Consider the following 25814-nt stretch of genomic DNA (forward strand, 5'->3'; position numbering starts at 1 on the left):
TTGTTCCAGATTTAATAGCCATGGTATTCCTCCTCATATTTTTTTGCGAAATTCACTCCGTTTGTGAGGGCAATCCGCAAGCCTCTCATCGCTCGCTGCGGGATCTCGCCTGGCTTGCTGTTCCTACAGGAGTGTCATGAAATTCCGCTTCATTTCCTCGAAAAATCAACAATACTTATATTGCAAACCCAAGTGTAAGCGCTCTCACAAAACATTGATATAACCCAATTCATTGGAGATTGACTGTGCTGTACGGACGACGCTTTGGATGATCGTCCTGCTTTCGCTGCCCTGCATATAAGAAATCGGACCGACCATATTGAGCGCAGCCACTGTTTGGCCAGTATAAGTCTGTATTGGCGCCGCCACAGCGTACATCCCGTGTTCATTTTCATTATTGGAAATCGAATAACCCTGTTGGCGGATCTGCTTCAATTCCACCATGAGCTTATCAACACACGTGATCGTATTCGGAGCCCGTTGCATCAATCCTTTCGAAATCGTCGGTTGGATGAACGAAGGATTATATGCGAGCAATACCTTCCCCGTACTTGTACAATACGCCGGCTTTTTTGCCCCGACAAAGGTCGGAACCGATATTGAATCTTTGGCAGCGACTTTCAGCACGAACCGTACCTCACCAGCATCGAACATCCCTATATGGACCGTCCCCTGGTATTTTCTTATAAGACTTTCGACGATCGGGATCGCTTCGCTATAAATATCCTGTTGATACATGACATGATTGCTCCACTCTAACAACTTCCATCCGAGGCGGTACTTTTTCCGACTATCCTGAATGAGGATCCCTTCCTGGCACAATGTCCGGATGAGATGATGTGTTGTACTCGGATTCATCTCTAACTTCCGCGCAATTTCCAGATTGCCAAGAGCTGGTTCTTCATTCGTAAAACAATTTAGAATTTTCGTAATTTTATTGATAGACGAAATCACATGCCCACTCTCCTTTTAGCATCAAGCATAGGTATTCGAGCGAATGACCGATAAAATCACTCCAGATAGAATATTAGATAAGTGGAGGGTGTTTCCTTTATTTTTATATTGCTAGTTTTTAATGAGTTGTTTTTTATGCATATCAGATGCGCCGTCCAGTGCATCTTTTACCATCGCAAAATCATGCTTGCGCTTGAATCCGTCATAGAACCAGCCTAATCTTCTCAACGGATCTCCGGAATAATAGCGTTCATATTGAAGCAAGCGTTGGCCGAATGCTTCTCCAGATAGATCCCATGCCAGTTTGAACAAATGGACACGATCTTCAGAAGATACACCTTCACGTCCGACATAATACTTGTCGACGATCGGCTTCAGTTCCGGTGAGTCGAAATCAGCACCCATCGGAGACATCAACAGACCACCCGCGCCAATCGTTTGGATGATTTCGACAGCACGTGGATAAAGCTTCGGCAGCATTCCTCTGATCGTTTCAAGCGGAGCCGCTGCAGGTCGTATTTCTCCTTGTGTTGTCGTTTCATACTCATACTCGGAAACTCTCAAAAGGGCTCTTATCGCTTCGACCGATTGGATCAGCTCTCCCAATTGTGTTTTTACATTGAGATAGCCGTCGACACCGATGGAATCTGCAAGTTTACAAGCGACTTCCATCGCAAATGATAGTTTCACAAGACCTCTGACCCCTGATTGATGCGCTGGCTGGATCCCGATCCCCGTCTTCGGATATAAAAGATTCGCCGCTTCAACATTCTGATTGATGAACACCCGGTTCCACGGAACGAACACATCCTCAAACACAAGAAGTGCATCCATCTCTTCGAATCTCGAAGCAAGCGGATGATCGAACAACGAACGTTTGCCGTCTTGCGCTGGTTCACGGCACATGATTTTAAGACCAGGTGTGTCAATCGGTAACGCGAACGCAATTGCATGCTTTTCGTCTCCAGGCTTGAATCCAGGAAACGAATATATAATGACCTCATCTGTAATCGGTGCGAGCGTCGCAAGCATCTTCGCTCCTCTTACGACCAGTCCGTCCGGCTTCTCTTCCACGACCCCTAAATGAGTGAACGCATCTTCCTGCTCATGGGATGCCTTGCTTCTATCGTTTTGTGGATTGATGATCGCATGGGTCAAAAAGACATCATTGTCCCGGACATGCTTATAATAACTGATCATATTTTCGCCCCATTGAGGGTTATATTGATTCAAGAACCACGTGTTGCTTGCCATCGAGGTTATCGTCACGTTCAAGAAATCCGGTGTACGCCCCATCGTTCCAAACGTAGCTTTAGACCAGACTTCATACAAATCGCTTCTTGCTTTCAAATGCTCGAATGTTTTTGGTACAAGAAACGCATTGTTGACACGCTCGCCGGTTTCCTCACAAATATGGGTGATCCTATTCTGGTATGTAAGGTCATGCTGCATGTCATAAAGCTTCGCAATCTCGTGGATCGGTTGTCTGAATACATCTTCTTCATAGACGTCATCGATTTTACGACCGCCTAACCACACCTCAGGTTTTCTTGACCGCAATCCTTTGATATACTGCTCACCTGTTCTGATCCCCATCGAATCTCCTCCTTGTTTGTAATTACTTTTTTACATAGTTGCCGATTTCTTCATTATGAGAGAATTTCCCCTGATAAAAAGTCAGTGCATCTCCCTCCGTATAAGAGAAATCCTGTACTTTCCCCAAATATAAAACATGATCGCCGCCATCGTATTCTTTCCATGCTGAACATTCAATCGAGGCAAGTGTATCCTTGATTTTAGGTCCAATGAGCGTTTCTTCCCATTCGATCTCCAGTCCCTGCTGCTCCCTGCCTGCGAATTGCCAGGCGATCGCTTCTTGACCAGAACCAAGAATGTTGACGATAAAAGATTGATTCTTCAACCGTTCGCATGCCTTCGCTTTCTTGTCGATTGAGACGAGTACAAGCGGCGGATCCAATGAAACGGATGTAAAGGAATTGACCGTGATGCCGTGTTTCACTTTATCTTCCCCTGACCATGTCACGACTGTAACTCCAGTCGTAAACCTACCGAAACAATTCCGCAACTCACGAATATCCATTCAGTCACCTCCATAAAAAGTAAAATCTGTTATTACTATATTGTGAATGACATAATTGAACAATCGAGTTATTTCACATTATGAAATTCAAACCAGATTTTTTCGAAAAATCTGATTTATTCGTCCCGTAGTCGACAAATTTTGTTTTTCTCCGAAAAAAATAGCGTCTATCTCTTGATGAAATAGGCGCTAGCTCCACTTTTTATCCACTTTATTTCCGACACGGAATGAAAAAAATCCTCCGATCAGTGTCCCGATGATTCCCGTTACGACCGTCCAGTAAGATTCAAAATTCATAAACATGACGATCATGATCACAATACTCAGACCGATGGCTACCCATCGATTGTATGTAACCCGCACAAAAAAAGGTATAAGTATAATAGGCAAAATCAATGCCCCAAAAATTTCAATCATTATATAGAAAGACGCCCCCTCAAAACAGTGACTCAATAAAATTTGGAATTCATGATTGCAAGTCCATTATACGCCTTAAAATACTCCAAATTCAACGTGTAAAATATGGACCACAATCCTCTAATAAGACCCCAGGATTCTACGTCTTTATATAGACCGTTATCCGTTTTTTATCATCCCGATATCTGGATATAACGTATTCTATTAAATGTGAATAAAGAAGAACTTTTAAACGTTGTGTCTTTATATAGGGTATTAATCTTTTTTAAAAAGGAGTTTCACTAAAAAGCCTGAAATTCTGACTAAGTTTTGAATTTAATTGAAAGGAGTGTAATTATGAGATTAGATCATTTTTTCGTAATTCTCTGTTGTTTCCTCTTGTTATTCGCATTTTCTTTACCGAATTCTCCACCCCAGGCACTTGCAGATGAGACTGAAGAATGGAAAGAACTTGAAGTTATTAACGGTGATTTTGAAAAGCCTTACAACAATGGTCAAGTTCCAGAATGGAGTTTTTGGAGCGGGGGGATGCAAGAGGGTATGTCGATATCTGAAACAACCGTTTTTGAGGGCAGCCAGAGTCTTGAAGTGATCAATTCCGGGGTCACGGGATTGACTTCCAGGTCAATAGGTGTAAAGGAAGGAGTCCGCTATAGGGTAAACGCCCGATTATACCCTGAAGAATTGGAAGGGAATCCAGGCATCTGGTTACGGTGGTTAAATGAAAATAATGAAATCATAGGAAACTCCCCTAAATACTTTGAAAATTTAACATTGAATAAATGGAATCACGTTACCGTCGAAGATAATGCACCTGTAGGGGCTACATCTGTGACAATTTTTATATACCAGTCTTCGACTGCGCAGATGAAAGGCTTTTATGATGATATAAAAATTTTTAAGAAATTGGACTCAGATTCTATACAAATTGAGAATTCAAGTTTTGAGAAGCCTCTTCAAGCAGGGGAAATTCCTGACTGGGATACATATCCGACCACACTAAGACCAGATACATCGATCGAAATCGTAGATACAGAGTCAGCCGATGGAGAAAAGAGTGTCCGCATCGTAGATGAGACAAACAAAAGTTCAGTGGGATTATATAGTTCTTCCTTTCAGGTCGATTCAAAGAAAGTTTATGAAGTAAGCGGAAAAGCTAAGATCACTGCTGGAAATGCCAGTCTATATATAAAGTTTTATGATGACGGCGGTAATGAGATTGATAGCTTCAGAAGTGGATATGAAGCCCTTCAAGATCAATGGATTGATATCCTGGTCGAAGGAAAGGCGCCTAAAAACGCAAAGTCGGCGAAAATATTCTTATACTCGGGAGTTACTGGGAAAAGTAATGTCTCTTACGATGCATTCACTGCCGAAATAAAACAACAATTAGACCTTCCATTTGAATTTGGTGATCCAATCAATCTAGGACCTGCAGCATTGGCCTCCAAAGCTCAGGGTGTCGCAATTGGAAATGGTGAAATCTATTTTGCTACAAACGGATCTCCTTCCACGTTCTATGCTGTGGATGCCTTTACGGGCGAGGTAAAGTTTTCCCAATCCATTCCTGGGAATGACGTCGTGTGGGCGGTAGCTGTTGCTGCAGATGGTAATATCTACTTTTCTGGAACATATAATGGCATCCTTTACCGTTACTCTCCCGAACAAAAAGTGATTGAGAGCATGGGTACAAATCCATCAGATAATTGGGTTTGGGAACTTGAATCCTCATCAGATGGGAAGATTTACGGAGCGACCTATCCTAATTCGAAGGTTTTCGAATATGACACTGAATCTGGTCAATTCAGGGACATCGGTCAAATCAAAGAAGGAGAAAAATATGCCCGTGGGCTAGGTGTAACCGATGATGCCGTGTATGTTGGAATCGGGACAACGGCTTACCTCTATCGGATCGATCGGGAAACAGGTGAAAAGACTGAAATCGATCTACCGATTACCGGAGAACAAACCACCATCTCAAATATATGGGAATTCAATGGACAATTGTTTGTCGTTTATGGTACCTCCATGATCATTATGGATCTGGAAACATCAGAAATTTTGAAACAAATCGACTGGCAAGATGAACACACATTTGATGGAATGATATCGCCTCCTTCCCCTTATGATGAGAACATCGTCTATTATCGTGATAAACGTACAAGTGAATTATGGACCTATAATATGGAAACGTTCGAAACGAATCCCGTCGAACCAAGGGTCAAGCTTCCAGGTTCATCTGCAAAAGGATATGAGTGGATTACGAATGAGGATGGTACACAGGTATTGGCCATCTTGCATAACCAGATTGAGTATACTCGTTACAATCCAACAACGAATGAATTGGAAGTACTTTATCCTGAGGTTGATCTGCAAGGCCTAGCCATACAGAGTCTTGAAATCGGTGAAGATCAAAACATCTATATGGGGGGATATCAGGGTTCCTTTGGTATATACGATACATCTGAAGAAAAATACACCCTACATGAACGTGACCCCCATCAAATTGAGGGAATCGGTTTCCTGAATGACGATGTGTTTCTTGGTACCTATGGTGGAGCAAGAATATACAAATATGACCCAGAACAACCTTATCAATTTAATGAGGGTTCTGATGATAATCCTAAAATGGTCTATGACATACCAGATGCCCAGAGCCGCCCATTTACGTTCACATCAGGTGATGATAAATTGTTCACTGGAACGATTTCAGATTACGGAACCCTGGGTGGAGCTTTATCTATTTATGATAAGGCAACAGATGAATGGGGCACGATTCGAAATATCGTAGAAAACCAAAGTATCATAGGGTTAGCATTTAAAAACGGGAAAGTGTTCGGCGGTTCGACCATTGCTGGTGGTCTTGGCATAGATCCTGTGGCAAATGAAGCCAAAATGTTCGAGTATGATGTGGTTACAAAGCAAAGTGAAACTTTCGATTTGAATGTCGAAGGTCTCGAAACACCTGAAATGATTGGAGAATTATCTTTTGGACCAGACGGAAACCTTTGGGGGACAGCATACGGTTATAAGTCAGATGGAATTGGCACCTATGCCATATTTGCAATGGACCCGACTAATCGTGAGATCGCGAAAAGCATGCTGTTGTATGAAGGAGTTTCTAGGGGTAGTCAATGGAGACCGTTTTTCATGAGATGGGACAACAATGGTTACCTATATACAACCGCAGCTAGGAAATTGACGGTGATCGATCCTGAAACCATGCAGTGGAAACAATTACTTGGTGATACGATCAATCTGATGGATATTGACCAGGAAGGAAACATTTACTTTGCGGAAGGTGAAGACCTTATCAAACTTCCATTAACAATTGAATCAGTCAATTTGACCACAGCTCAGTTGACTGTTCTACAAGGAGAAGAAGTGCCGCTTGAACTCAGAATACTTTTAAGCAATGGAAATGAAGCTGATTTACATGGAGCTGAGATTGAATGGTCTGTTTCAGATACACATATTGCAGAAGTGGCCGATGGAAAACTTCAAGCTAAAAATGGTGGTTCGGTCAATATTTCTGCTACGGTGGCCTATAATGGTGAAACTGTCACGACAAACCAATTGACTCTTACAGTTCAAGTTACTCCCGGCTCTTTAGAAGTCCAGATAGAAGGCTTCGAAAGTGAAAGTAAATTTAGCCATGCAACTGCTATGAAATTGAAGAACCATTTAAGACAAGCCCAACATCATTACGACAAAGGGAACATCAAAGAAGCTCAGAAACACATAGAAAAATTCAAATGGAATCTAGAACGCAGTCATGCTTCTGAAGAAGTCAAAGTTACTCTCAAGAGCAATGTGGAACGGTTGTTTCAATAAGTATTATTCCTGCAGTGAGACAAATTGAAGGGAGCATTTGTTGTGGCTACTATAAAAAAAATCAAGAACATTGGTTTATGGTTTTGTCTTTCATTTATGACCTTGGGATTGTTTGTCGGAATACCTAGGCCTGCTTCAGCAGATATTGAAAAAACATTCAGCCAACCAGAAGATTTAGGACCTGTTGTCACTTCAGTGGCAGCTATGGATAGTACGTATGGTGTTGAAAATGGACATGATGTCATGTATACGACGGTGAAAGGAAATCCAGGGGTTTTCCAAGTAGTGGATTTAGACACCTATGAGTTACTTAGAACATACGAATTGGATGGTTTAGGAGGTTCGTGGACACACGCTGTAGATCATGATGGGAATGTGTATATAGGTGGATCAGGTAAACTTTTCAAATACTCCCCCTCTTCACAAACGATGACAGACTTAGGTACCGTCGTACCTGGAGCCCGTGAAGTATATGGACTATCAATTGATGAGGAAGGACATGTGTATGGTGGCACATATCCAGATGCACATGTATTCCGATATGATCCAGAAACCGATGAAATCCACGACTATGGATCAGTAAAACCAGATCAAGATTATGTAAGGTCGATGACTTATGCAAATGGTACTGTTTATGCCGGTATAGGAATTAAAGGGAGCATCGTAACCATTGATACGGCAACTGGTGAAACAGGCACTTTATCTCTACCTGATCGACCAGAATATTATGATGTCGATAATCTAAGCACCATTTGGGCTTTGGACATCGTCGATCACTACCTCTTTGTACATTTATCAGCTGGACCATTTCTCGTCTATGACCTTGAAGAAGGAGTATGGCTTCCTGAAACGATTACAGGGTCAAAAGGCCTTGCAATGACGCCTGAACACGATGGCAAAACCTATTTTGTTGCCAATAACAAAGTAATGTCTTTTGATTTAACAAATGAAACGATTGAAGATACTGGGTTGACCTATGGATCCTACATACGTAATGCAGGATGGGTTACACTAGACGACCCTGAATTCCCAGGTACAAGTTTAGTTACGATAAGTTTTAATGGTAGTGTTGTATTATTCAATTTTCAATCCGGGACAAGAAAAACACTACCACCAATTGTTGAAGGACAACCGACAACGATCCAAACTATGGAAAAAGGTCCAGATGGAAACATCTATTTTAGTGGATATATGGGTACTTTCGGTGCAAGATACAATACATCCAACGATAAGATTAAATTGTTCAACCTTGGACAAGCCGAGGGTATGACTTCATTAGGAGATAAAATGTATATGGGAACTTATCCCGGAGCAAATATCTTCGAGTATGATACCTCTTTGGAACCTGAAAAAGGAAGCAATCCACATGAAATTTTCAGTTTATCATCAGAAGGACAGGATCGGCCATTTGCAATGTCCTCAGGAGACGGGAAACTATTTATCGGTACAATCCCTACCTATGGACAGTTAGGAGGAGCATTAACAATATACGATCCAAATGACATGGGAAATGATCCTCAAACATATCGTCATGTTGTAGAGGACCAAAGTATCATTGGACTTGCTTATCGTGATGGAAAAATTTATGGTTCGACTTCTGTCTGGGGTGGTCTTGGCATCGATCCTACTGCTGAAGAAGCAAAAATGTTTGTTTGGGACGTGAACGCTGGTGAAAAGCTTACTGAGTTTACACCTGACCTCCCTGGTGAGGTAACTCCAAAAGCGATTGGAGGACTTTCCTTCGGTCCTGACGGTCTGCTTTGGGGCGCTTCATACGGAACGATTTTTGCGATGGATCCAGAAACATTGGAAATCGTCAAAAGCAAAGAAATCGTTCCAACCAATTGGAACTTTAACCACTATTGGCGTCCTGTCCATTTACGATGGGCTGATGATGGCTTACTCTATACAACCCTTGCAGGACAAATAACTGTCATTGATCCAGAATCATTGGAGTATGTTCAACTAGAAAGAAGTCCATTAATGACACTCGGTGACGACGGTAACATTTATTATGCCGATGCTGGAAACTTAAAGAAAATAACCGTCAGAGACGGCCTTCCTCCAGAAAAAATCGAAATCGATGTAGATTTGGAGAATGCCGGATTTGAATCCCCGCTTATGGAGGGTGTGATCCCAGGTTGGTCAGAAAATTGGTCATCAGAAAAAGCAATCTTCAATGTATCGGATGAACGAAGTTACTCAGGTGAATACAGTTTAAAGTTACAAGATACATCGACAACAGAAACGGTTGCTGTCCTATCTGATTCCATAGGTGTTATTCCTGGAAAGAAGTATACTGCTAGAAGCCAGGTTTATCTAGATGAAGGACGTACGTTATTCATGATGAGGTTCTTCGATTCAAACGGTAACGAACTTCATTCTGAAGCATCCTATATCACTTCAGGTCATGATCAATGGCAGGAAACAATAGTAAGTGAATATGCTCCTGATAATGCCGCATCAGTCAGAGTTTATGCATTCGTGACCCAGTATTGGATGGCAACTGCATACTACGATGACATCTCCCTTTCCTATGAAATTGATGAAACTGAGTTACCGGGTTTAGAACTGATCAGCCCTGAAAGCGGATGGATTACAAACGATATTACACCAGATGTAATCGTCCATACGAAGAACAATTCAAATGTAAGGATTATGGAAGGTGAACAAGTTATCGGTGAATCCAATGTTATTGCAGACGAGGAAACTACCATTACGTTGGATGGATTGTCTGATGGAACCCATGACCTAGTCGTTATTGCTGAAACTGAACAAGGCGTACCTGGGGACCCTGTTTCATTCACCATTCATGTTGATACCGTTTCGCCTGATACTCCAATCATTGTGTCACCTGAAAAACCGATGTCAACTAATGATCGTACACCTGAAGTGAAAATAAAAGCCGAAGCCGGTGCGACAATCCAGATTTTTGGCAAAGGTGAAATAGTCGGCACAGGCACTGGATCAGGGGATGAAGAGGTTACAATTGAATTGGATAAGCTGGACCAGGGAATCCACAAGTTAAAGGCTATAGCAATTGATGAAGCTGGCAACGAAAGCAATTCAGCTGACCTCCCGCACATTATCATTAACAATGCAAATGGTCACTAAAAAAGTCCATGAAAATGTCAGAGGGCTGATCCGTTATTGGATCAGCCCTCTTTTTTATACTGATGTCAGTTTAAGCCACTGAAGCTCGACTCCTTGTCGAGTAAGAAGTTCTTGAAAGCTTTGTAGGTATCCTTCATTATTTCTTACACTTGTGGGTTTCGTTCTCTTATCAATACAATAGGAAACTAAAAACCCTGCTGCCTCACCAATGCCCCACTCTACAGGGTGGAGTCGGTAGCATCCATTCGATAAATGGGTCGTTCCAATATTTTTGCTTGCTGGAATCAAGTTTTTCATCCTTACAGGGATCAAGCACCCCAATGGAATTTGAAATGGGTATGCATAATGATCAATGTAATTATCTCCACCTGTTGAAGGATGAAGGTCCAAACGATAACACCCTATCCCCACAGTGTCTTTGAAATCAGTCGACCATGATTTCCCTTCTATTTCTGCTGAAATATGCTGTTCTAATATCGTAAACTCTGCCTTAATACGCCTTGACTCTCGGATATAAGGATACATGGCTAATCCATCCGTAGTGCCAACAATATCCTTCCGCAACCGTAATCCGGGATAGCCATTTCCCCCATCTGGTCTAGGGGCTTCTGTCTGCATCCAATATAACAGTGAAAGGCTTAATTGTTTGGCATTCTCCAGATGTTTTCTCTTTTCATTTTCGTTCACGTCGATAATAGGTCCGATCCAGTAATCATTTGCCGGCCAATTGACTAAACTTATGTCACTTTTATAGAAACCTTCTTCAAATTGAGTATGGTCAATAAGCCTACGATACTTCCATAAGGAGAACGTCCCCTCTTGTTCAAATAAAGAGTAGGTTACAGGTTTCATGGTCGGCGGATGAATGCCACTCCAGCTCAATTGACGGTCTGGCCAAAAGTCAGCTTGATAGTTTTTCCAGAAATCGTATCGATCGGGTTTTTCAATGACATGGTTTTCACCTTCTAAATGATCCATCGCAAAACAATATGTAAAGGCTTGCATATTCATCGGCTGTGGAGGACCATCCACTGCATGCGGTTCTTCAGTCTCCATTTTGGATTCTGCTCCCGTTACATATTCAACATTAGCTAATGGCAACACATCACCTAATTCTGTCGCATCAATAAAATAGGAAGCTGTAAGAATCTGTGATTGATCAAGTAACGATTCAACAGTAACTGATATTACCCTATCCCCATCTGTTTCAGCTTCTACAATCTTATGTTTTGTTAATATGACAAGTCGTCTGCTATGAAGGTAAGGAGACAATAGTTCATTTAAGACATGTAATGCGACTTTCGGCTCATGGCTGATCCGACTCACAATGGCATTCCCTGGATTAAATTTATCTCCAAGTGGTTCTCGTAATGGGTAATTCCGGTAATAATAATCTCTTATTCTATTTCGAAGCTCTCGATAAGAAGAAGACGAACCGAATTTTTCAATCCAGGGATGCTCATCTGGCGGAACAGCTTGATTGGTTAGTTGACCTCCAATCCATGCTGTCTCTTCAGTCAAAATCACTTTCTTTCCAGTCTTCAATGCTGCTAAAGCTGCGGAGCATCCCCCTAAACTTCCACCAATAATAACGATATCAGCATGAAGGTTATGTTTGACCATATCTTGTCTAATCCTCCTTAAGAAATACATTTTTTCCGCCAATGAAAGTGGAATGTACGTTAAGATTTCTATCTAACAGGACCACATCCGCATCATATCCAACCCTGATTTCACCTTTATTGGATAGGTTGATTGACAGTGCAGGATTAGTACTTGCGCCATAAATTATGTTTTCCAGTTTGATATGCAGAGTTTTATTAAGAAAACGAACCGCATCCAAAAGGGTTATCGCACTTCCAGCGATTGTCTGCCCCTTTTCAAGTAATACCAAACGGTTCTTTTTGACTAATGATTTTCCACCAAGATAATAGGTACCGTCCTCCAATCCTGTTGCTGCACTTGAATCAGAGACAAGAATCAGTCTTTCTAACGGTTTTTGTTTTATCAACATTCGAATCATGAGGGGATGTACATGTATACCATCTGCGATTATTTCACAATAGATGTTATCATTTAACATGGCGGGGGCCATAATTCCTGGTAAGCGATGGTTTAAGCCTCGCATAGCATTAAAACTGTGGGTTACTCGGGTTATCCCTTGCTCATATGCTAGCTTAAACTCTTCGACTCCAGCATCTGTGTGTCCGGCAGATACTTGGACCCCTTTTTGCCGGAAAAAGCGAATGATTTTCTCCATTCCTTTTACTTCCGGTGCCAATGTAACCACTTTCAGCAGGTCTCCAGTAATCGCATAGATCGCCTTAGCATCCTCGAGTTTAGGAGCTTGTATGTGTTCAATCTTTTGAGCACCCCGATATTCGGGATTTAACCATGGACCTTCCAGATGGATACCGAGCATTTGAGCGGCAAGGTTATCCTCATGATTAACACTATGATATTCTACTAACTTTTTTAATACCGTTTTAATTAGATCCATGGATTCAGCTCTTGTAGTAGCTAAAAATCCGGTTACACCAAATTTGACGAGATTCCGTGCAATATGTTCATAGGAAGATAGATTTGCATCCATGAAATCCTTACCCTTTAATCCATGAATATGAGTATCTATCATTCCCGGAATAATTATATTCGTATCTTTCGCACCTTTTTGTTTACTAATGGATTGTATCCTTCCATGACTACATTGGATGGTAACGTCTCTTAATGATAAAAGATTACCTTGGATTTCCATAGGCTTTCTCACCGCTTAAACCATATTAATTACTGGTTGAATAAAGATTGACAGGCTGATGAGACATCCCGGATTCATACGCTGCAAGTGCCGCTTCCATAGCACGTAAACCATCTAATCCTGAGATAGAGGGCTCTCGATCATGCCTGATACACTCTATAAAATCCTCAATCAATGCTGAATCCATGTCTTTACCGAAAAGGATATGTCGATATGGTTTATTTTTTACCGAATAAAAATGTAAGTTCTCTCCAAAGGCATCAGCGTATGCACGGCCTTTGGAACCGACGATTTCAATTGTAGCATCGCCCCATGTAAGATAGGAAGAATTTCTAGACCAACTAGGATCATGACTTGCTATAATGCCGTTATCAAATTCGATAGATAACAATCCACAGTCATCAATATGGATATCTGTAAATAAGGTATCTACTTCGGCATAAATTTCTTTTATTTCACTTCTAATCATCCATCGCATGATATCAATCATATGCACAGTATGGTCCAGTATCGCTCCGCCACCCGAATCCTTTTCTTCAATAAACCAATTTCCAGGGTTTTGACCACGATTCGTCGTTCTGACCGACAAAATTTCTCCTAAACAGCCTTCTTCCACATAAGATTTCAGTCTTTGAATAGGAGCACTGTACCGAACAGGGAAAGCAGTCATCAATTTGACCCCTTCTTCATTACACGTTCGAATCATCTCCAACGCATCCTCTTTAGTAGTAGCAAGAGGTTTTTCACATAGGATGTGCTTCTTTGCCCTTGCTGCCTGAATGACCATTTCTTTATGACGGACATTCTCACTACATACAATCACAGCGACGATATCCGACTCCAATAATGCCTTATCACTTTGATAATAGATCGCTCCAAATCGGTCAGCAGCTTCTTTCCCACGCTTTTCATTTTTATCGGATATGCCTGTTAGATTGACCCCTCTCAAATTCACGAGGCCCTCTGCATAGCTATATGCATGCATGTGCGCAAAACTCATAATACCGATTTTCATCCGATCACCTCTGTTTGATGTGTCAATATTGAAGCATCTACAGATTTAACAGTATCTAAAGCTTTCTTTAATTCAAGGTAAGAGTAGCTTTTTGGAAATTCATCGAAAGCATCATATACAGGCTTCTTCTTACTCTCGAACTCGAATGTGGATAAACGTTCATTACGATAAAAGACAACACCTTCCTTATCAGCCGCTTCCACCTCGTAAACTTCTGTCAAATCTTCCCCAATCGCAACTTCTATTTGAGCTATGCTATTATTTTCGAACCGAATAGTCGAAAGTATCATTTCATAATATCCACCATGTTTGATCTTCCTGCCATGAACACGTGAAATATTGACAGGTAGACACGTGAGGATACCCAGCTCTTTTGCTAATAATTCTTTTAGAGTTGAAGAATTCGTATGCTTCAATCTGCGTAACAAACGAAACATGAAAGGCCCGCTTCCCATCTGTTCTTTCATCAGTTCAGCTATATGGAATGCTTCTGGACGGGCCTTCCATCCATCTCCCAAACGAAACGTCAACTCTTGTATTGAGGGATCAACAGAAGTGTTTATTATTTGAACAGCTTTTGAAAAAGCACACTCAACCTGTCTATTTGATTTAATGGTTTCAAGTAATTCTTCATAAGTCCAATCTTTTGTCATAAAGAACCCCTTTCTATACCTTTGTAAGGCCTATCAGCTTTTCAATGGATTTCTTGACACATTCTTTCGAATCATCAAACCCTTCATACTCAATAGAGTACCATCCATCGTAATTGACGCTTTTCAGTTCAGAAATAATTTCTTGAAGATGGACCATTCCTTCCCCAGCAACGGTTCCGACATATTTATCGCCATTCAACGCCCGAAAAGCTTGGCCTTGTTGATCATCACTTACTTTCAAGAAATCCTTGAAATGAACATGGACCACATCTTTTTTCAATAGTTTGGTCGACGTAAGAGGGTCTTCTTGGACTAACAGAAAATTCCCTGTATCCAGTGTGCACTTCAAATATAGTGAATCCACCTCATCGATTAACTCTTTGACTTGATGTGCTTTTCCGGCAAACAATCCATGATTTTCAATAGCTAGGTAGATTTGCTCTTTTTCTGCTGTCTTCAGGCATTCCTTGAATCCCTCAATAATCCAATCCCTGCCTTCTTCATAGCTGATCCCTGGTTTTATGCCCCCGCAAAATACCCTTAACACGTTCGTCCCTAGGTTTTTGGCTGTCTGAATTCCCTTCACCACTCGCTCTGTCTCGGTTTTCCTTTCATCAACCGAAGGCTTCACAAAATTATTGGAAACATCGTAAGCAGATACGGGTAATCCTTTCTGTTTCAAGTAATTTATGATTCGATCAATTTCTTCATCCTCATTGCTCCAATAAGCATCCAAGAGTTCGACACCATCTGCACCGATTTCCTTTGCATAATCAATAAAATCGTATATACCCCATCCATGATTGCGAATATATTGACTCAGGCTATACATACTGACACTTGTTTTCATATACTCCTCCTGTTTAAAGAAAGTTTGATAAAAAACTTAATTTCTTTTCTTCAAAATCCGGAATATGTTCATGTCCATGCTGCGGATAGACTTCTAATTGTCGTACTTCTGATTCAAGATGATTGTAGATGGCATAAATGGTAGATGGAGGTGTACAAGAGTCTTCTAACCCTGCCGATAAAAGGACGGGACAAGATATTAAAGGTGCAAAATTCATGACATCAATGTAGGACAACGTTATAAATATCTGATCCTTCAACGTATACTGGGGATCTTGGGTTTTGAAAAAGTTCACGATTTCCATATGTGGGCCACTCATCGCAATTTGAAAAGCTCTTTCAAAGTTAGCCAAAAATGGACATCCAGCAAGGATCACATCCACATGATCACATAAGGCTCCTGCTGCTAGAGCTAATCCTCCACCCTGGGAACTCCCTTCCACAATCATCAAGTCTGCATTAAATGATTCCTTTACCCAATTAAGTGCGACAATAAGATCTCGATATATATTCGTATAGTAATAAGAGTTAGGTTCTTCTATGCCCTTCAACATCCAGCCAGGAATTCGGTGACCGTTTGAATAGAGAGCATAATCAGGTGTAAAACCTTGTCCCCTCACATCAAAGCTGACGACTGTCATGCCTTGAAGAGCATATTTCAAATAGAAATGCGGGTAACCATAATCACCGGTGTAACCATGGAAACAAACCACCACTGTGCAACATCGTTGGTGAGTATTGGGCTCGATCACCATCATCCCGAGCGGCGTGGCATCCCAAGAAAGAAGCTTCCCTTTATAAAGGTTTATCCCTTTCACATCATAAGGCTGCTTCTCCAGGTCTACTTTAACTTTAGGCGACAATTGCTGTTTCATATCCTGCCAATACTGCAGAAAATCAGGTTGACGTGTCAAACAAGGTCGGTATTGAGTCAGCTCTTCCAGTTGATAATCACCGATTTGCCTTCCCATCACCTATCTCCTTCCCGAGGAATGCGATGGTTCTGAAAAGACGATTTCTCTCTTCTTATCAGCAGATTCATAAATACCACGGAGCATTTTCATAACTTCAATGCCGTCTTCAACTGGGCTAACAGGCTTCTCCAGTCCTTGACAGCTTCTAATGAAATGCTCGATTTCACGATGGAAGCCCTTCTCAAAATCAAATGTCAAGGAATCAATCTGGGGAGTTGCGTTCAATATGGTATTATGTTTTTCCGTTATGATATGAAGTTCAGGCTCTAATTCTGCTCCTCCTTTCGTTCCATATAATCTCGCACTTAAATCATTTCTTTTAGTATGAAGCGAAAAGCTCACATCAACAGCCAGCGAAGCCCCATTCTCAAATCGAATGAGTCCATTGGCCATATCCTCTACCGAATTAATATCTGGGTCGAAATCTGCAGCTTTATAGAAATCCAGATTTCTGATATGAGAGCGATTCCCTAACAGGTCATACGTATTGCCGACTACAGATTGCACTTTCGGTTTTCCCATCATGTACCAGCATAAATCTATCATATGAACACCGAGGTCGATCAACGGTCCTCCACCTGATCGTTTCTTATCCGCAAACCAGCCGCCGGGGTTACCAAGCCTGCGAATACAAGAAGTTTTTGCATAATAAATATCTCCGAGTTCCCCTTGATTGATGAACTCTTTGAGTACAGTCGCATTCGCACCATGACGGCGGACAAAGCCAACATGAAGTACTTTGTCGTTCCTTTTTACTGCATGTTGAATGTCCACTGCTTCTTCAACTGTCATGCATAGAGGCTTTTCAACCAAAACATGTTTCCCTGCGTCCAGTGCTTTAATCGCAAGATCTGCATGGGAATTATTCCAAGTGCAGATGCTGACCGCATCAATATCTTGTAATGCAAATAGGTCTTTATGATCGTCAAAAACATGTTTCACTCCAAATTTCACTGCTTTTTCATTCGCTCTTTCTAAGTTCAGGTCACATATTGCTGTTATGTCTACATCAGGAAGCAAATCGTATCCCTGTAAATGAAATTCAGAGATACTGCCTGCACCTATTACACCAACCTTCATAGTCGTCCTCCCCATTCAATTTTTTGATGAGCCAAAGTCGATGAACACCTTAAAAGACAAACGATTAAAACCTGATAAGCTTTGTAAGTGCAGGGGTCCTTTTGTCTTGAATTTCCCGATAAGCATCGGTAACATCAGCCAATTCAATGATATCTTTGGTATATGGACTCATTTGAATTTTACCGGTTCTTAATAATCGTATATATTCCATAATGTTTCTTCCTTCCGTCCACCTTACATAACCGTATGGATAATCTATCCCATCCCTTTCATAGACGGCATCGTAACGGCCAGGACCACCAGCTCTGGAAATGAATACTTCCGCCTCTTTTGCAAACAGTTTACTTCTTGAAAAATGCATTTCCAAATCACCGACAATATTAATTCGACCCCTATCACAAATCAAATCCAAGCTATCGTCAATCAGCGTCGAGTTCTTTCCGTTTGCGCAAAGTACGGCATGATCCACTCCTTTCTTTTGGGTAACCTGTTCGATGTATAAGCTTAATCCGTTCAAATCATGAAAGGAAGAGATATTCGTAAATTGCGCCAACGTTCGGCTTCGCTCTTCCAATAGGTCAAACCCGATAATCTGGTAAGCCGCCGCCTCACCGATTTGTGCGATGATTTGACCGAGGACACCCAATCCAGCGACCAGTACCGTTTCTCCGAACTTTATATCCGACTTACGTAATGCATGAATGGCAATAGCACCTAAACCGCATAATGCAGCTTCTTTACTATCCACACCATCAGGAACAGGTGCACAGAGATTTTTTGGAACCAGCAAATATTTGGCATGCTTGACGTATGGTGCTCCATAACATGCAACACGGTCCTCAAGTTGGAATGTGTCGATTTCATCACTTTTATCAATGATCTTACCAACAGCACTGTACCCTAAATGAAGTGATCGGTTTTCACTGCTCTCAATCGCCAGACACTCTGTCCCAGGGCTGATGGCTGAATATTCTGTTTCGATGAGAACATGCCCTTGGATCATTTTTGGAACTTCCAATTCAATTAATTGAACATGGAAATCCTTAGCTGTAACGACTTGATTCAACATATTCCACCCCCTCTCCTCGGCTAGCTCTCAATCCTTCCTGTATGCTTTGATGAAATTCATCGTCATTGATCAGACCGGACCAATATAGTCTCAATACGTTCTTGAACATACGCATCTCATCAAACGACAAACCTGACTCATTAAACAACCGAAAAGTAGGTATGACTTCCCTGAATAAATGATAGCGGTTCGGTCGTTGATGAGACTCCTCATCACTATCTCTTCGCGCCTCAGCTATCCTCTTCATTACAGGAATACTAAGGGTTTCAACATAGATACGTTTCTGAACTTCATCACTCTTCAGGTAGTCGATGAAAACTCTTGCAGCATGGCGATTCTTAGATTGCTTGTTTATGGCAAGGCCGATTATAAGGAGCATTGTTTTGGCGTTTTCCGAGTAAGGCAATGGAGCTATATCATAGTTCAATTGAGTCTCTTTGAATTGATTCAAACTGAAATACGTAGCCATGATCATAGCTACTTTCTGGTCCTTGAAAAGTTGTTCTGCATCGGAATCATTGTCAGATAACAGATTCATCCCTACTTTTCTTACGTTGAAGATATGTTTACCAACGCTCACTGCTTGTAATAACCTCTTTTTGTCAATGGAATCTGAATTCTTGTCAACTATGTTTTCTTGCATGAGAAAGATCGGCCAACGGTTTGCTGACATAGGATGAAAATAAAAACCGAATATGCGTCCTTCAGAGTTTACTTCCAATTCATCAGAAATGTCTGTTATCCGTTGCCAATTCCAACTACTATCAGGTTCCTCGATATTGTATTGTTCAAAAATATCACGATTGTAACAAAGAACGACAGGTGAAAAGGTTAGGGGCTGAACTAAAAGTTCCCCGTCTATACTGAATGGTTCTTTTAAAAATGAATAAATGCCCCCATCTCTTTCGATAGTCTCGAATTTTCCAGCATGTGGTTCCATCTCTACAAAATGTTGGTGGTTAATGGTAATGACATCAATCATGTTATTATCAAAATAATCCAAAACAATCTCTGAATATTTATCGTAAGGCAAAGCAACCAATTGAACTTCGATTGATGGGAATTTCTTTTTGAATGATTCAACCAAAGCAAATAATTGGACCTCTCTTACTAATGAGGGATAGTATCCCACCCTAAGTGTGGTGATGTCTTCAGTCCTGTTACTTACGACAAGATTACCGACTCGGGATTTCTTTAAGATCAAGCCTTCATCCACTAATAAATCCAACCCTTTACGGACAGAATTTTTACTTAACTGGAAGCGTTTTGCAATTGAAACCTCAGATGGTAAGTAATCACCTACATGATACTTGCCGGTTATGATTTCGCTCCGTAAAGTGACGACCATTTCATCCAGTCGCATTTTGAACGTATCTCTTCTCATTTTCTCTTCCATATCATTACCTCGAATCTTCTTCAAAATCATTTCATCCCTGTCAACGCAATGCCTTTTACAAAATATCGTTGGAAAAACAAGAAAATCAAAAAGGTTGGAATGAACGATACAACAGCTCCTGCCATTTCAATTCCGAAATGTCCTTCCCGATTCAACATGGAAGCTAATCCTACCGTAATTGGATACATTTCTGAGTCCGTCATGAAAATCAGAGGAGTAAAGAAATCATTCCAGTTCGAAATAAATGAAAATGTGCCGACAGTAGCAATAACTGGTTTGCATAAGGGGACCATTATTTTCCAAAAAATCGTAAAATCATTGGCTCCATCAATATATGCAGCTTCTTCCAGATCCTTAGGTAAGGTCATCATATACTGACGTACGAAAAATACACCCATGATTCCCCAAATTTCAGGTACAATCAGCGGCAAATATGTATTGATCCATTGAAACTCGCTGAACATGATATACCGTGGGATAATGAGAAGCTGACCTGGCATCATGACAACCGCCATCATGCCCCAAAACAGCACATTTTTAAATGGAAATTCTTTTTTTGCAAAAATGTAACCCAATACAGCACAAAAGAACATCTGGGAGAATACAGGGATGATTGTAATTACGATCGAATTAAATATCCATCTTGCAAAATCATTGTTTGTAAAAATATAAATGAAGTTTTGGAAGGTGAATTCAGAGTTCAGCCAGTCTGATGGACTGCCGATCGCTTGTTCAATATCTTGGAATGAGCCAAGTACCATTATGATGAAAGGTACAAGAAATATCAGACCTAACGTTACAAGGAACAGGTATAACGGCCATAACCTTAATACCACTAGAATCCCTCCTTTACTTATAACTGACTTCTTTTCCAAAATATTTACGTTGTAACAACGATAAACCGAAGACAATGAAGAATAGGATGTAAGCTAAAACACTTGCATATCCTAACCTTAACGAATTGAATCCTTCCTGATAGAGATAATACACAATTGTGGTCGTAGCGTAGTTTGGACCTCCTCCTGTCAATAGATACGCTGAATCGAATATCTGGAATGAGCCGATAGTGGTTATGATACCGACATAGAAATGGATTGGTAATAACAAAGGAAACGTGATTTTCCAGAACATCTTCCACTTGTTTGCTCCATCAATCTTCGCAGCTTCGTAATATTCATGAGGTATGGATTGCAAACCAGCAAAATAGTAAATCATCGTACTACCACATACTTTAAAGATACTAAGTCCCGCTAAGACCATTAGTGCCTGGCTTGAATTCGCTAAAAATAACTGCGGATCGATACCGATCATCTGCAATATGCCATTAACGAAACCTTCTTTGGTCCCTTTGAACAGCCAAGCCCATATACCAGATATTACGACGAAAGACGTAACCACCGGAAGGAAGAAGATTCCCTTGAATATGCCAGAAGCCTTACGACCACTGTCAATCAACAAAGCCAGGACCAATCCAAGAGCCATAGTCGGCAAAATGTACAGTATTGAAAACTTCACCGTTACCCAAATAGCTTTCCATGCAAGCTTGTCGTGAAAGAACTGCTTCCAATTTTCCAGACCGACAAAAGAGGGGGTCCCGATAACGGGCCAATCCATAAATGTCAAGACGAGACTGAATCCGATCGGAAACAGCTGAAAAATTGCAAAATGAATCAAAATCGGAATCAAGAACAAGTAGACAATTGTATTCTTTCTCATCTCAGTTTTTATTTTGGCAATTAATGTCGGCTTACTAGTTTTTTGGACTGTAGTCTTAATCGACAGATTTGGATTTTCCATAAAAATTCACCACCTTATGTAAACCTAGGATAGGCAAGCAGAAACACTCACCTATCCTTTTGGATCATACTAGTTCAACTTATCGACTTCTGCTTGGATCGCTTCTGCAGCAGCTTTTGCCGCCTCTTCGGGTGATTTGGTACCTTCCATCATAGCTTGAAGTTCTGCTTGAACTTTTGGAATGACGCTTCGGGACGCTGGATGCATGACACCAGGTCTTGCAAATTCAACATATTCTGTCAATTGCTTCATGTTTGAATTGTCATCATACATACTGGATGCAGATTTCCTAGGTGGAAGATATCCTGTCAATTCATTGAATTTAATCGTATTTTCTTTGTTTGTCATGTGTTTGATGAATGCTGCAGCTGTCGGTTTATTCTTGCTGTTTGAAGGCATAGTGAACATGCCGGTAACTCCGAATCCAGCCACCTCTTCCTCCTTCAGGGGTGGACCGACGACGAAATCTTCAAAACCTTCAGCTTTCATGGTTGTTTGCGCAGATTGTGCACTCCACACAGACATTGCTTTATTTTCAAGAAAGAGATTGAAATGAGTCAATGCATTAATAGAATCAGATGGTATATACTCTTCCTTATACCATTGGTTGATTTTTTCAAATGCTTCTATGCCTGCTTCTTCATCAATTTTCACATCACCATCAGGCGTAAGCACCTGACCTCCGGCTTGCCAGATCAATGGGTATAATGTTGCGTTTGGTGTGTTCGCACCTTCAAAATTCCGAGCATAATATCCGGCATCCACTGCTTTTTTCGCCCACTCATCATATTCCGCCCATGTTGTTGGAAGATCATTTTTATCCAGACCCAAGTCATTTAAGACATTCGTATTGTAATAATAGGTTTGTACCTCTCTAAGGATTGGAAGCGCATATAATTTGCCATCATATGTAGCAGCATCTAACGATGAGTCTGTAAAATCTTCTGTATCTCCATCTTCAAGATAGCTGGAGATCGGTTCTAATACTCCCTTGTCAGCAAACTGCGTCATCTGATCGGGAATGATATAAAACACATCAGGACCCGAATTCGCTGCAAGCGCTGTCAATATTTTTTGTTCACGGTTCGCCCAAGGTATTTCTTCAAATTTAACCTTTGTACCTGGATATTCCTTTTCAAATGATTTTTTGATATCATTCCACATCGACTTTTGTTCATTCTTAAGATCTTCCCCTACAAAAGGCATCGTCCATACTGTAATATCGCCTTCCACTTTTCCTTCCGCTTGCTTAGAAGTTTCTTCATCACTACACCCACTGACAATGACTGATACCAATAAGATGAAACTGATTAGAAGTGATACCTTCCGAATTCCTTTCATTACTTCCCCTCCCATTAAAAAATATCGACAAGTGTTCTGGTTCACATCTGGTTCTTAATTCTTAGAATAAGTAACAATATTTTATTCGTCAATTAAAGATTTTGAATTTTGCTACTTTTTAGAATTTTACTCTATTTAAAGACATACTTAAAAAATCCCGCTCTTTCTCTTTACTTATCAGGGATCAACAAATGATCCAGAAGTGAACCAGTAATGAGATGATAACGCAACGTAGCAGTATCCTACCCTATTTAAGGACAGTATAAAGACCTGTATTTCACCTAATCCACAAATTACAATCAATAGTAAAGAAAAAGATTGATCGTAAATAAAGGAGTGGTTGAATGGAAACGATTGAACAGTTGGAAACGGTGATGTCCTCACCGACGCAAGCATTAATTGAGGATTTAGAACAATTAGAAGGAGATATCATGATCTTAGGTGTCGGCGGAAAAATGGGACCCACCTTGGCTAAGTTAGCAAAAAGGGCGGTAGAGAAGGGGAAGGCTTCAAAAACAGTCTATGGCGTATCTCGTTTTTCCTCAGCTGGACTTAGAGAAGAACTAGAAGCAAATGGGATCAAAACGATTTCTGCAGATTTCCTAAACGAGAGTGATTTGGCCAATCTACCAGATGTGAAGAATGTAATCTATATGGCGGGGACCAAATTCGGCACGACTGGCAATGAAGCATTTACATGGGCGATGAATACCTATTTACCAGGTCGAGTGGCAGATCGGTTCAAGAATTCAAGAATGGTCATTTTCTCAACTGGTAACGTTTATCCTTTCTCAGAGGTAATGAAAACATATGCAGATGAACAAACACCTGTAAACCCTTTAGGTGAATATGCTCAGTCCTGTTTGGGAAGGGAACGTATCGCGACTTATTTTTCATTACAAAACCAAACACCTATACTGATCATTCGACTGAACTATGCAATCGACTTACGTTATGGTGTTCTTCATGAAATAGCAAAGCAGGTGAAATCCGGTCTTCCAATCGACTTAACCATGGGTCATGTGAATGTCATATGGCAAGGTGATGCCAATTCATATGCACTCAGATCTTTGCGTCATTGTCAAAGTCCGCCTCAGATTCTGAATGTAACAGGACCAGAGACAGTTTCAATAAGATGGATCGCAGAGGTATTTGGAGAAGAATTCGGCACCTCTCCTGTTTTCATTAACGAGGAAAAGCCTACCGCTCTATTAGCGAACGCATCCCAGTCACATAAACTATTCGGATATCCTAATGTAACACTAAGAGAAATGATTTCTTGGACAGCAAAATGGATCGACTCCGAAGGAGAATCCTTGGATAAACCTACTCATTTCCAAGAACGGAAAGGAGCATTTTGATTATGTTGAATCATGAAACATTGACATTGCTCCACAAAGGAACCGTCATACCAGCCCACCCGCTTGCACTTAATCAGGATCGTACACTAGATGTCGAAGGTCAAAAAGCCCTGACTCGCTATTATGTAGAATCCGGAGCTGGTGGTATTGCTGTCGGAGTCCATACCACACAGTTTGAAATCCGGGAGTTCGGATTATATGAGCGTGTACTTCAATTAGCAATTGGTGAAATCAACCAATACAAAACATCTGTACCGCACATAAAAATAGCTGGTGTGTGTGGCCCTACTGAACAAGCTGTTAAAGAAGCTAAAATCGCACAGGGGCTCGGATACGACCTTGCCTTGTTAAGCATGGGGGGGCTTAACGATCTAGATGAAAAACAATTGTTGGATCGAACCAGACAAGTCGCAGAAATCATACCTGTTTTTGGATTCTATTTACAGACAGCCGTAGGAGGCAGACCACTATCCTATGATTTCTGGCAAGAATTTTGTTTAATTGAAAATTTATATGCGATTAAAATCGCACCATTCAATCGTTATCAAACATTGGATGTCATCCGTGCAGTCTGCAACTCTCCTCGTAATGAAGAAATCGCCATCTATACAGGAAATGACGATAACATCGTGGTGGACCTTTTGACCACTTACAGAATACCTGTAAAAGATAAAATCGTTTCTAAGGAGATTGTGGGCGGACTTCTTGGTCACTGGGCGGTATGGACCAAAGAAGCTGTAGAGCTATTTACACGAATAAAAAATGCAAAAAAGGACGGCCTGATCGACAACCGATTGCTATCTACAGCTGCTGAAGTTACAGATATAAATTCGGCATTATTTGATACAAATAATCAATTTAAAGGGTGTATCGCGGGCATCAACTCCGTACTTTCTCAACAAGGGCTCCTGAAAGGACCCTGGTGCCTATTGGAGGAGGAAACCTTGAGTCCAGGGCAGTCAGATGAAATCGAACGTGTAAAGAAGCTCTATCCTCACCATTGCAACGATCAGTTCATAAAGGACAATGTTTCTAGATGGCGGCAGGAATTGAACGCTTTATAGAGAAAAATTTCTATTACGTTCTTTCTATCATTCAATAAAT

The 25814-nt window shown here is 41.0% G+C and carries 20 protein-coding genes; 4 read left to right on the plus strand and 16 right to left on the minus strand.

All coding sequences use genetic code 11. From position 1 onward, the window contains the following. Positions 1–204 precede the first annotated feature (204 nt). The 4 genes from ACJROX_RS24355 to ACJROX_RS24370 form a co-directional block, all read right to left on the minus strand. Positions 205–954 carry an IclR family transcriptional regulator gene (locus ACJROX_RS24355; protein WP_408007802.1) on the minus strand — a complete coding sequence of 250 codons (750 nt, stop codon included), beginning with the start codon at positions 952–954 and terminating at the stop codon, positions 205–207. Positions 955–1065: 111 nt separating this feature from the next. Further along, the gene (locus tag ACJROX_RS24360; RefSeq protein ID WP_408007803.1) at positions 1066–2550 is read right to left on the minus strand and encodes a 4-hydroxyphenylacetate 3-hydroxylase family protein; all 1485 of its coding nucleotides are present in this window, start codon (positions 2548–2550) and stop codon (positions 1066–1068) included. A 22-nt stretch (positions 2551–2572) separates the two neighbouring features. Further along, entirely contained in the window at positions 2573–3055 is a 483-nt protein-coding gene (locus ACJROX_RS24365) for a flavin reductase family protein (protein ID WP_408007804.1), read from the minus strand. Positions 3056–3244: 189 nt separating this feature from the next. Further along, on the minus strand, positions 3245–3472 hold the full coding sequence (locus tag ACJROX_RS24370; protein WP_408007805.1) for a DUF2198 family protein: 228 nt from the start codon (positions 3470–3472) through the stop codon (positions 3245–3247). A gap of 336 nt (positions 3473–3808) precedes the next feature. Here ACJROX_RS24370 and ACJROX_RS24375 point away from each other — a divergent pair, with 336 nt between their 5' ends. Together ACJROX_RS24375 and ACJROX_RS24380 are read left to right on the plus strand one after the other, a co-directional pair. Then, positions 3809–7306, plus strand: coding sequence for an FIMAH domain-containing protein (locus tag ACJROX_RS24375; protein WP_408007806.1), 3498 nt, complete (start codon positions 3809–3811; stop codon positions 7304–7306). 42 nt (positions 7307–7348) lie between these two features. Next, positions 7349–10420, plus strand: coding sequence for an Ig-like domain-containing protein (locus ACJROX_RS24380; protein ID WP_408007807.1), 3072 nt, complete (start codon positions 7349–7351; stop codon positions 10418–10420). Positions 10421–10474: 54 nt separating this feature from the next. On the opposite strand, the gene ACJROX_RS24385 is transcribed toward ACJROX_RS24380, so the two are convergent. The 12 genes from ACJROX_RS24385 to ACJROX_RS24440 all read right to left on the minus strand — a co-directional run bounded on the left by ACJROX_RS24385 (position 10475) and on the right by ACJROX_RS24440 (position 23349). After that, entirely contained in the window at positions 10475–12043 is a 1569-nt protein-coding gene (locus tag ACJROX_RS24385; protein ID WP_408007808.1) for an FAD-dependent oxidoreductase, read from the minus strand. Positions 12044–12050: 7 nt separating this feature from the next. Beyond that, the gene (gene nagA / locus ACJROX_RS24390) at positions 12051–13175 is read right to left on the minus strand and encodes an N-acetylglucosamine-6-phosphate deacetylase (RefSeq protein WP_408007809.1); all 1125 of its coding nucleotides are present in this window, start codon (positions 13173–13175) and stop codon (positions 12051–12053) included. A 25-nt stretch (positions 13176–13200) separates the two neighbouring features. Next, positions 13201–14190, minus strand: coding sequence for a Gfo/Idh/MocA family protein (locus ACJROX_RS24395; protein ID WP_408007811.1), 990 nt, complete (start codon positions 14188–14190; stop codon positions 13201–13203). Beyond that, a complete protein-coding gene (locus ACJROX_RS24400; protein WP_408007812.1) occupies positions 14187–14843 on the minus strand; it encodes a hypothetical protein in 657 nt (218 codons plus the stop codon). Before ACJROX_RS24400 ends, ACJROX_RS24395 begins: the two co-directional genes overlap by 4 nt. Positions 14844–14856: 13 nt before the next feature. Next, positions 14857–15693, minus strand: coding sequence for a sugar phosphate isomerase/epimerase family protein (locus ACJROX_RS24405; RefSeq protein ID WP_408007813.1), 837 nt, complete (start codon positions 15691–15693; stop codon positions 14857–14859). Between the two features lie 13 nt (positions 15694–15706). Then, a complete protein-coding gene (locus ACJROX_RS24410) occupies positions 15707–16663 on the minus strand; it encodes an acetylxylan esterase (protein WP_408007814.1) in 957 nt (318 codons plus the stop codon). A gap of 3 nt (positions 16664–16666) precedes the next feature. Beyond that, the gene (locus ACJROX_RS24415; RefSeq protein ID WP_408007815.1) at positions 16667–17746 is read right to left on the minus strand and encodes a Gfo/Idh/MocA family protein; all 1080 of its coding nucleotides are present in this window, start codon (positions 17744–17746) and stop codon (positions 16667–16669) included. Positions 17747–17810: 64 nt separating this feature from the next. Continuing rightward, positions 17811–18815, minus strand: coding sequence for a zinc-dependent alcohol dehydrogenase (locus tag ACJROX_RS24420; protein ID WP_408007816.1), 1005 nt, complete (start codon positions 18813–18815; stop codon positions 17811–17813). Further along, the gene (locus tag ACJROX_RS24425; protein ID WP_408007817.1) at positions 18790–20235 is read right to left on the minus strand and encodes an extracellular solute-binding protein; all 1446 of its coding nucleotides are present in this window, start codon (positions 20233–20235) and stop codon (positions 18790–18792) included. The genes ACJROX_RS24420 and ACJROX_RS24425 overlap by 26 nt, the downstream gene beginning before the upstream one ends. 2 nt (positions 20236–20237) lie before the next feature. Beyond that, positions 20238–21053, minus strand: a complete 816-nt coding sequence (locus tag ACJROX_RS24430) for a carbohydrate ABC transporter permease (protein WP_408011761.1) — start codon at positions 21051–21053, stop codon at positions 20238–20240. Between the two features lie 7 nt (positions 21054–21060). Then, entirely contained in the window at positions 21061–21927 is an 867-nt protein-coding gene (locus ACJROX_RS24435) for a carbohydrate ABC transporter permease (RefSeq protein WP_408011762.1), read from the minus strand. A 150-nt stretch (positions 21928–22077) separates the two neighbouring features. After that, positions 22078–23349 (minus strand): extracellular solute-binding protein, encoded by a 1272-nt coding sequence (locus tag ACJROX_RS24440; RefSeq protein WP_408007818.1) that lies wholly within the window; start codon positions 23347–23349, stop codon positions 22078–22080. Positions 23350–23693: 344 nt separating this feature from the next. Between ACJROX_RS24440 and ACJROX_RS24445 the strand changes: the two genes are divergently transcribed. Together ACJROX_RS24445 and ACJROX_RS24450 are read left to right on the plus strand one after the other, a co-directional pair. Next, positions 23694–24710 carry an NAD-dependent epimerase/dehydratase family protein gene (locus tag ACJROX_RS24445; RefSeq protein WP_408007819.1) on the plus strand — a complete coding sequence of 339 codons (1017 nt, stop codon included), beginning with the start codon at positions 23694–23696 and terminating at the stop codon, positions 24708–24710. A 2-nt stretch (positions 24711–24712) separates the two neighbouring features. Next, a complete protein-coding gene (locus tag ACJROX_RS24450; RefSeq protein WP_408007820.1) occupies positions 24713–25774 on the plus strand; it encodes a dihydrodipicolinate synthase family protein in 1062 nt (353 codons plus the stop codon). The last annotated feature ends 40 nt before the right edge of the window (positions 25775–25814 follow it).

This window comes from Pseudalkalibacillus sp. A8, from assembly GCF_045920555.1.
Lineage (GTDB): Bacteria > Bacillota > Bacilli > Bacillales > Fictibacillaceae > Pseudalkalibacillus.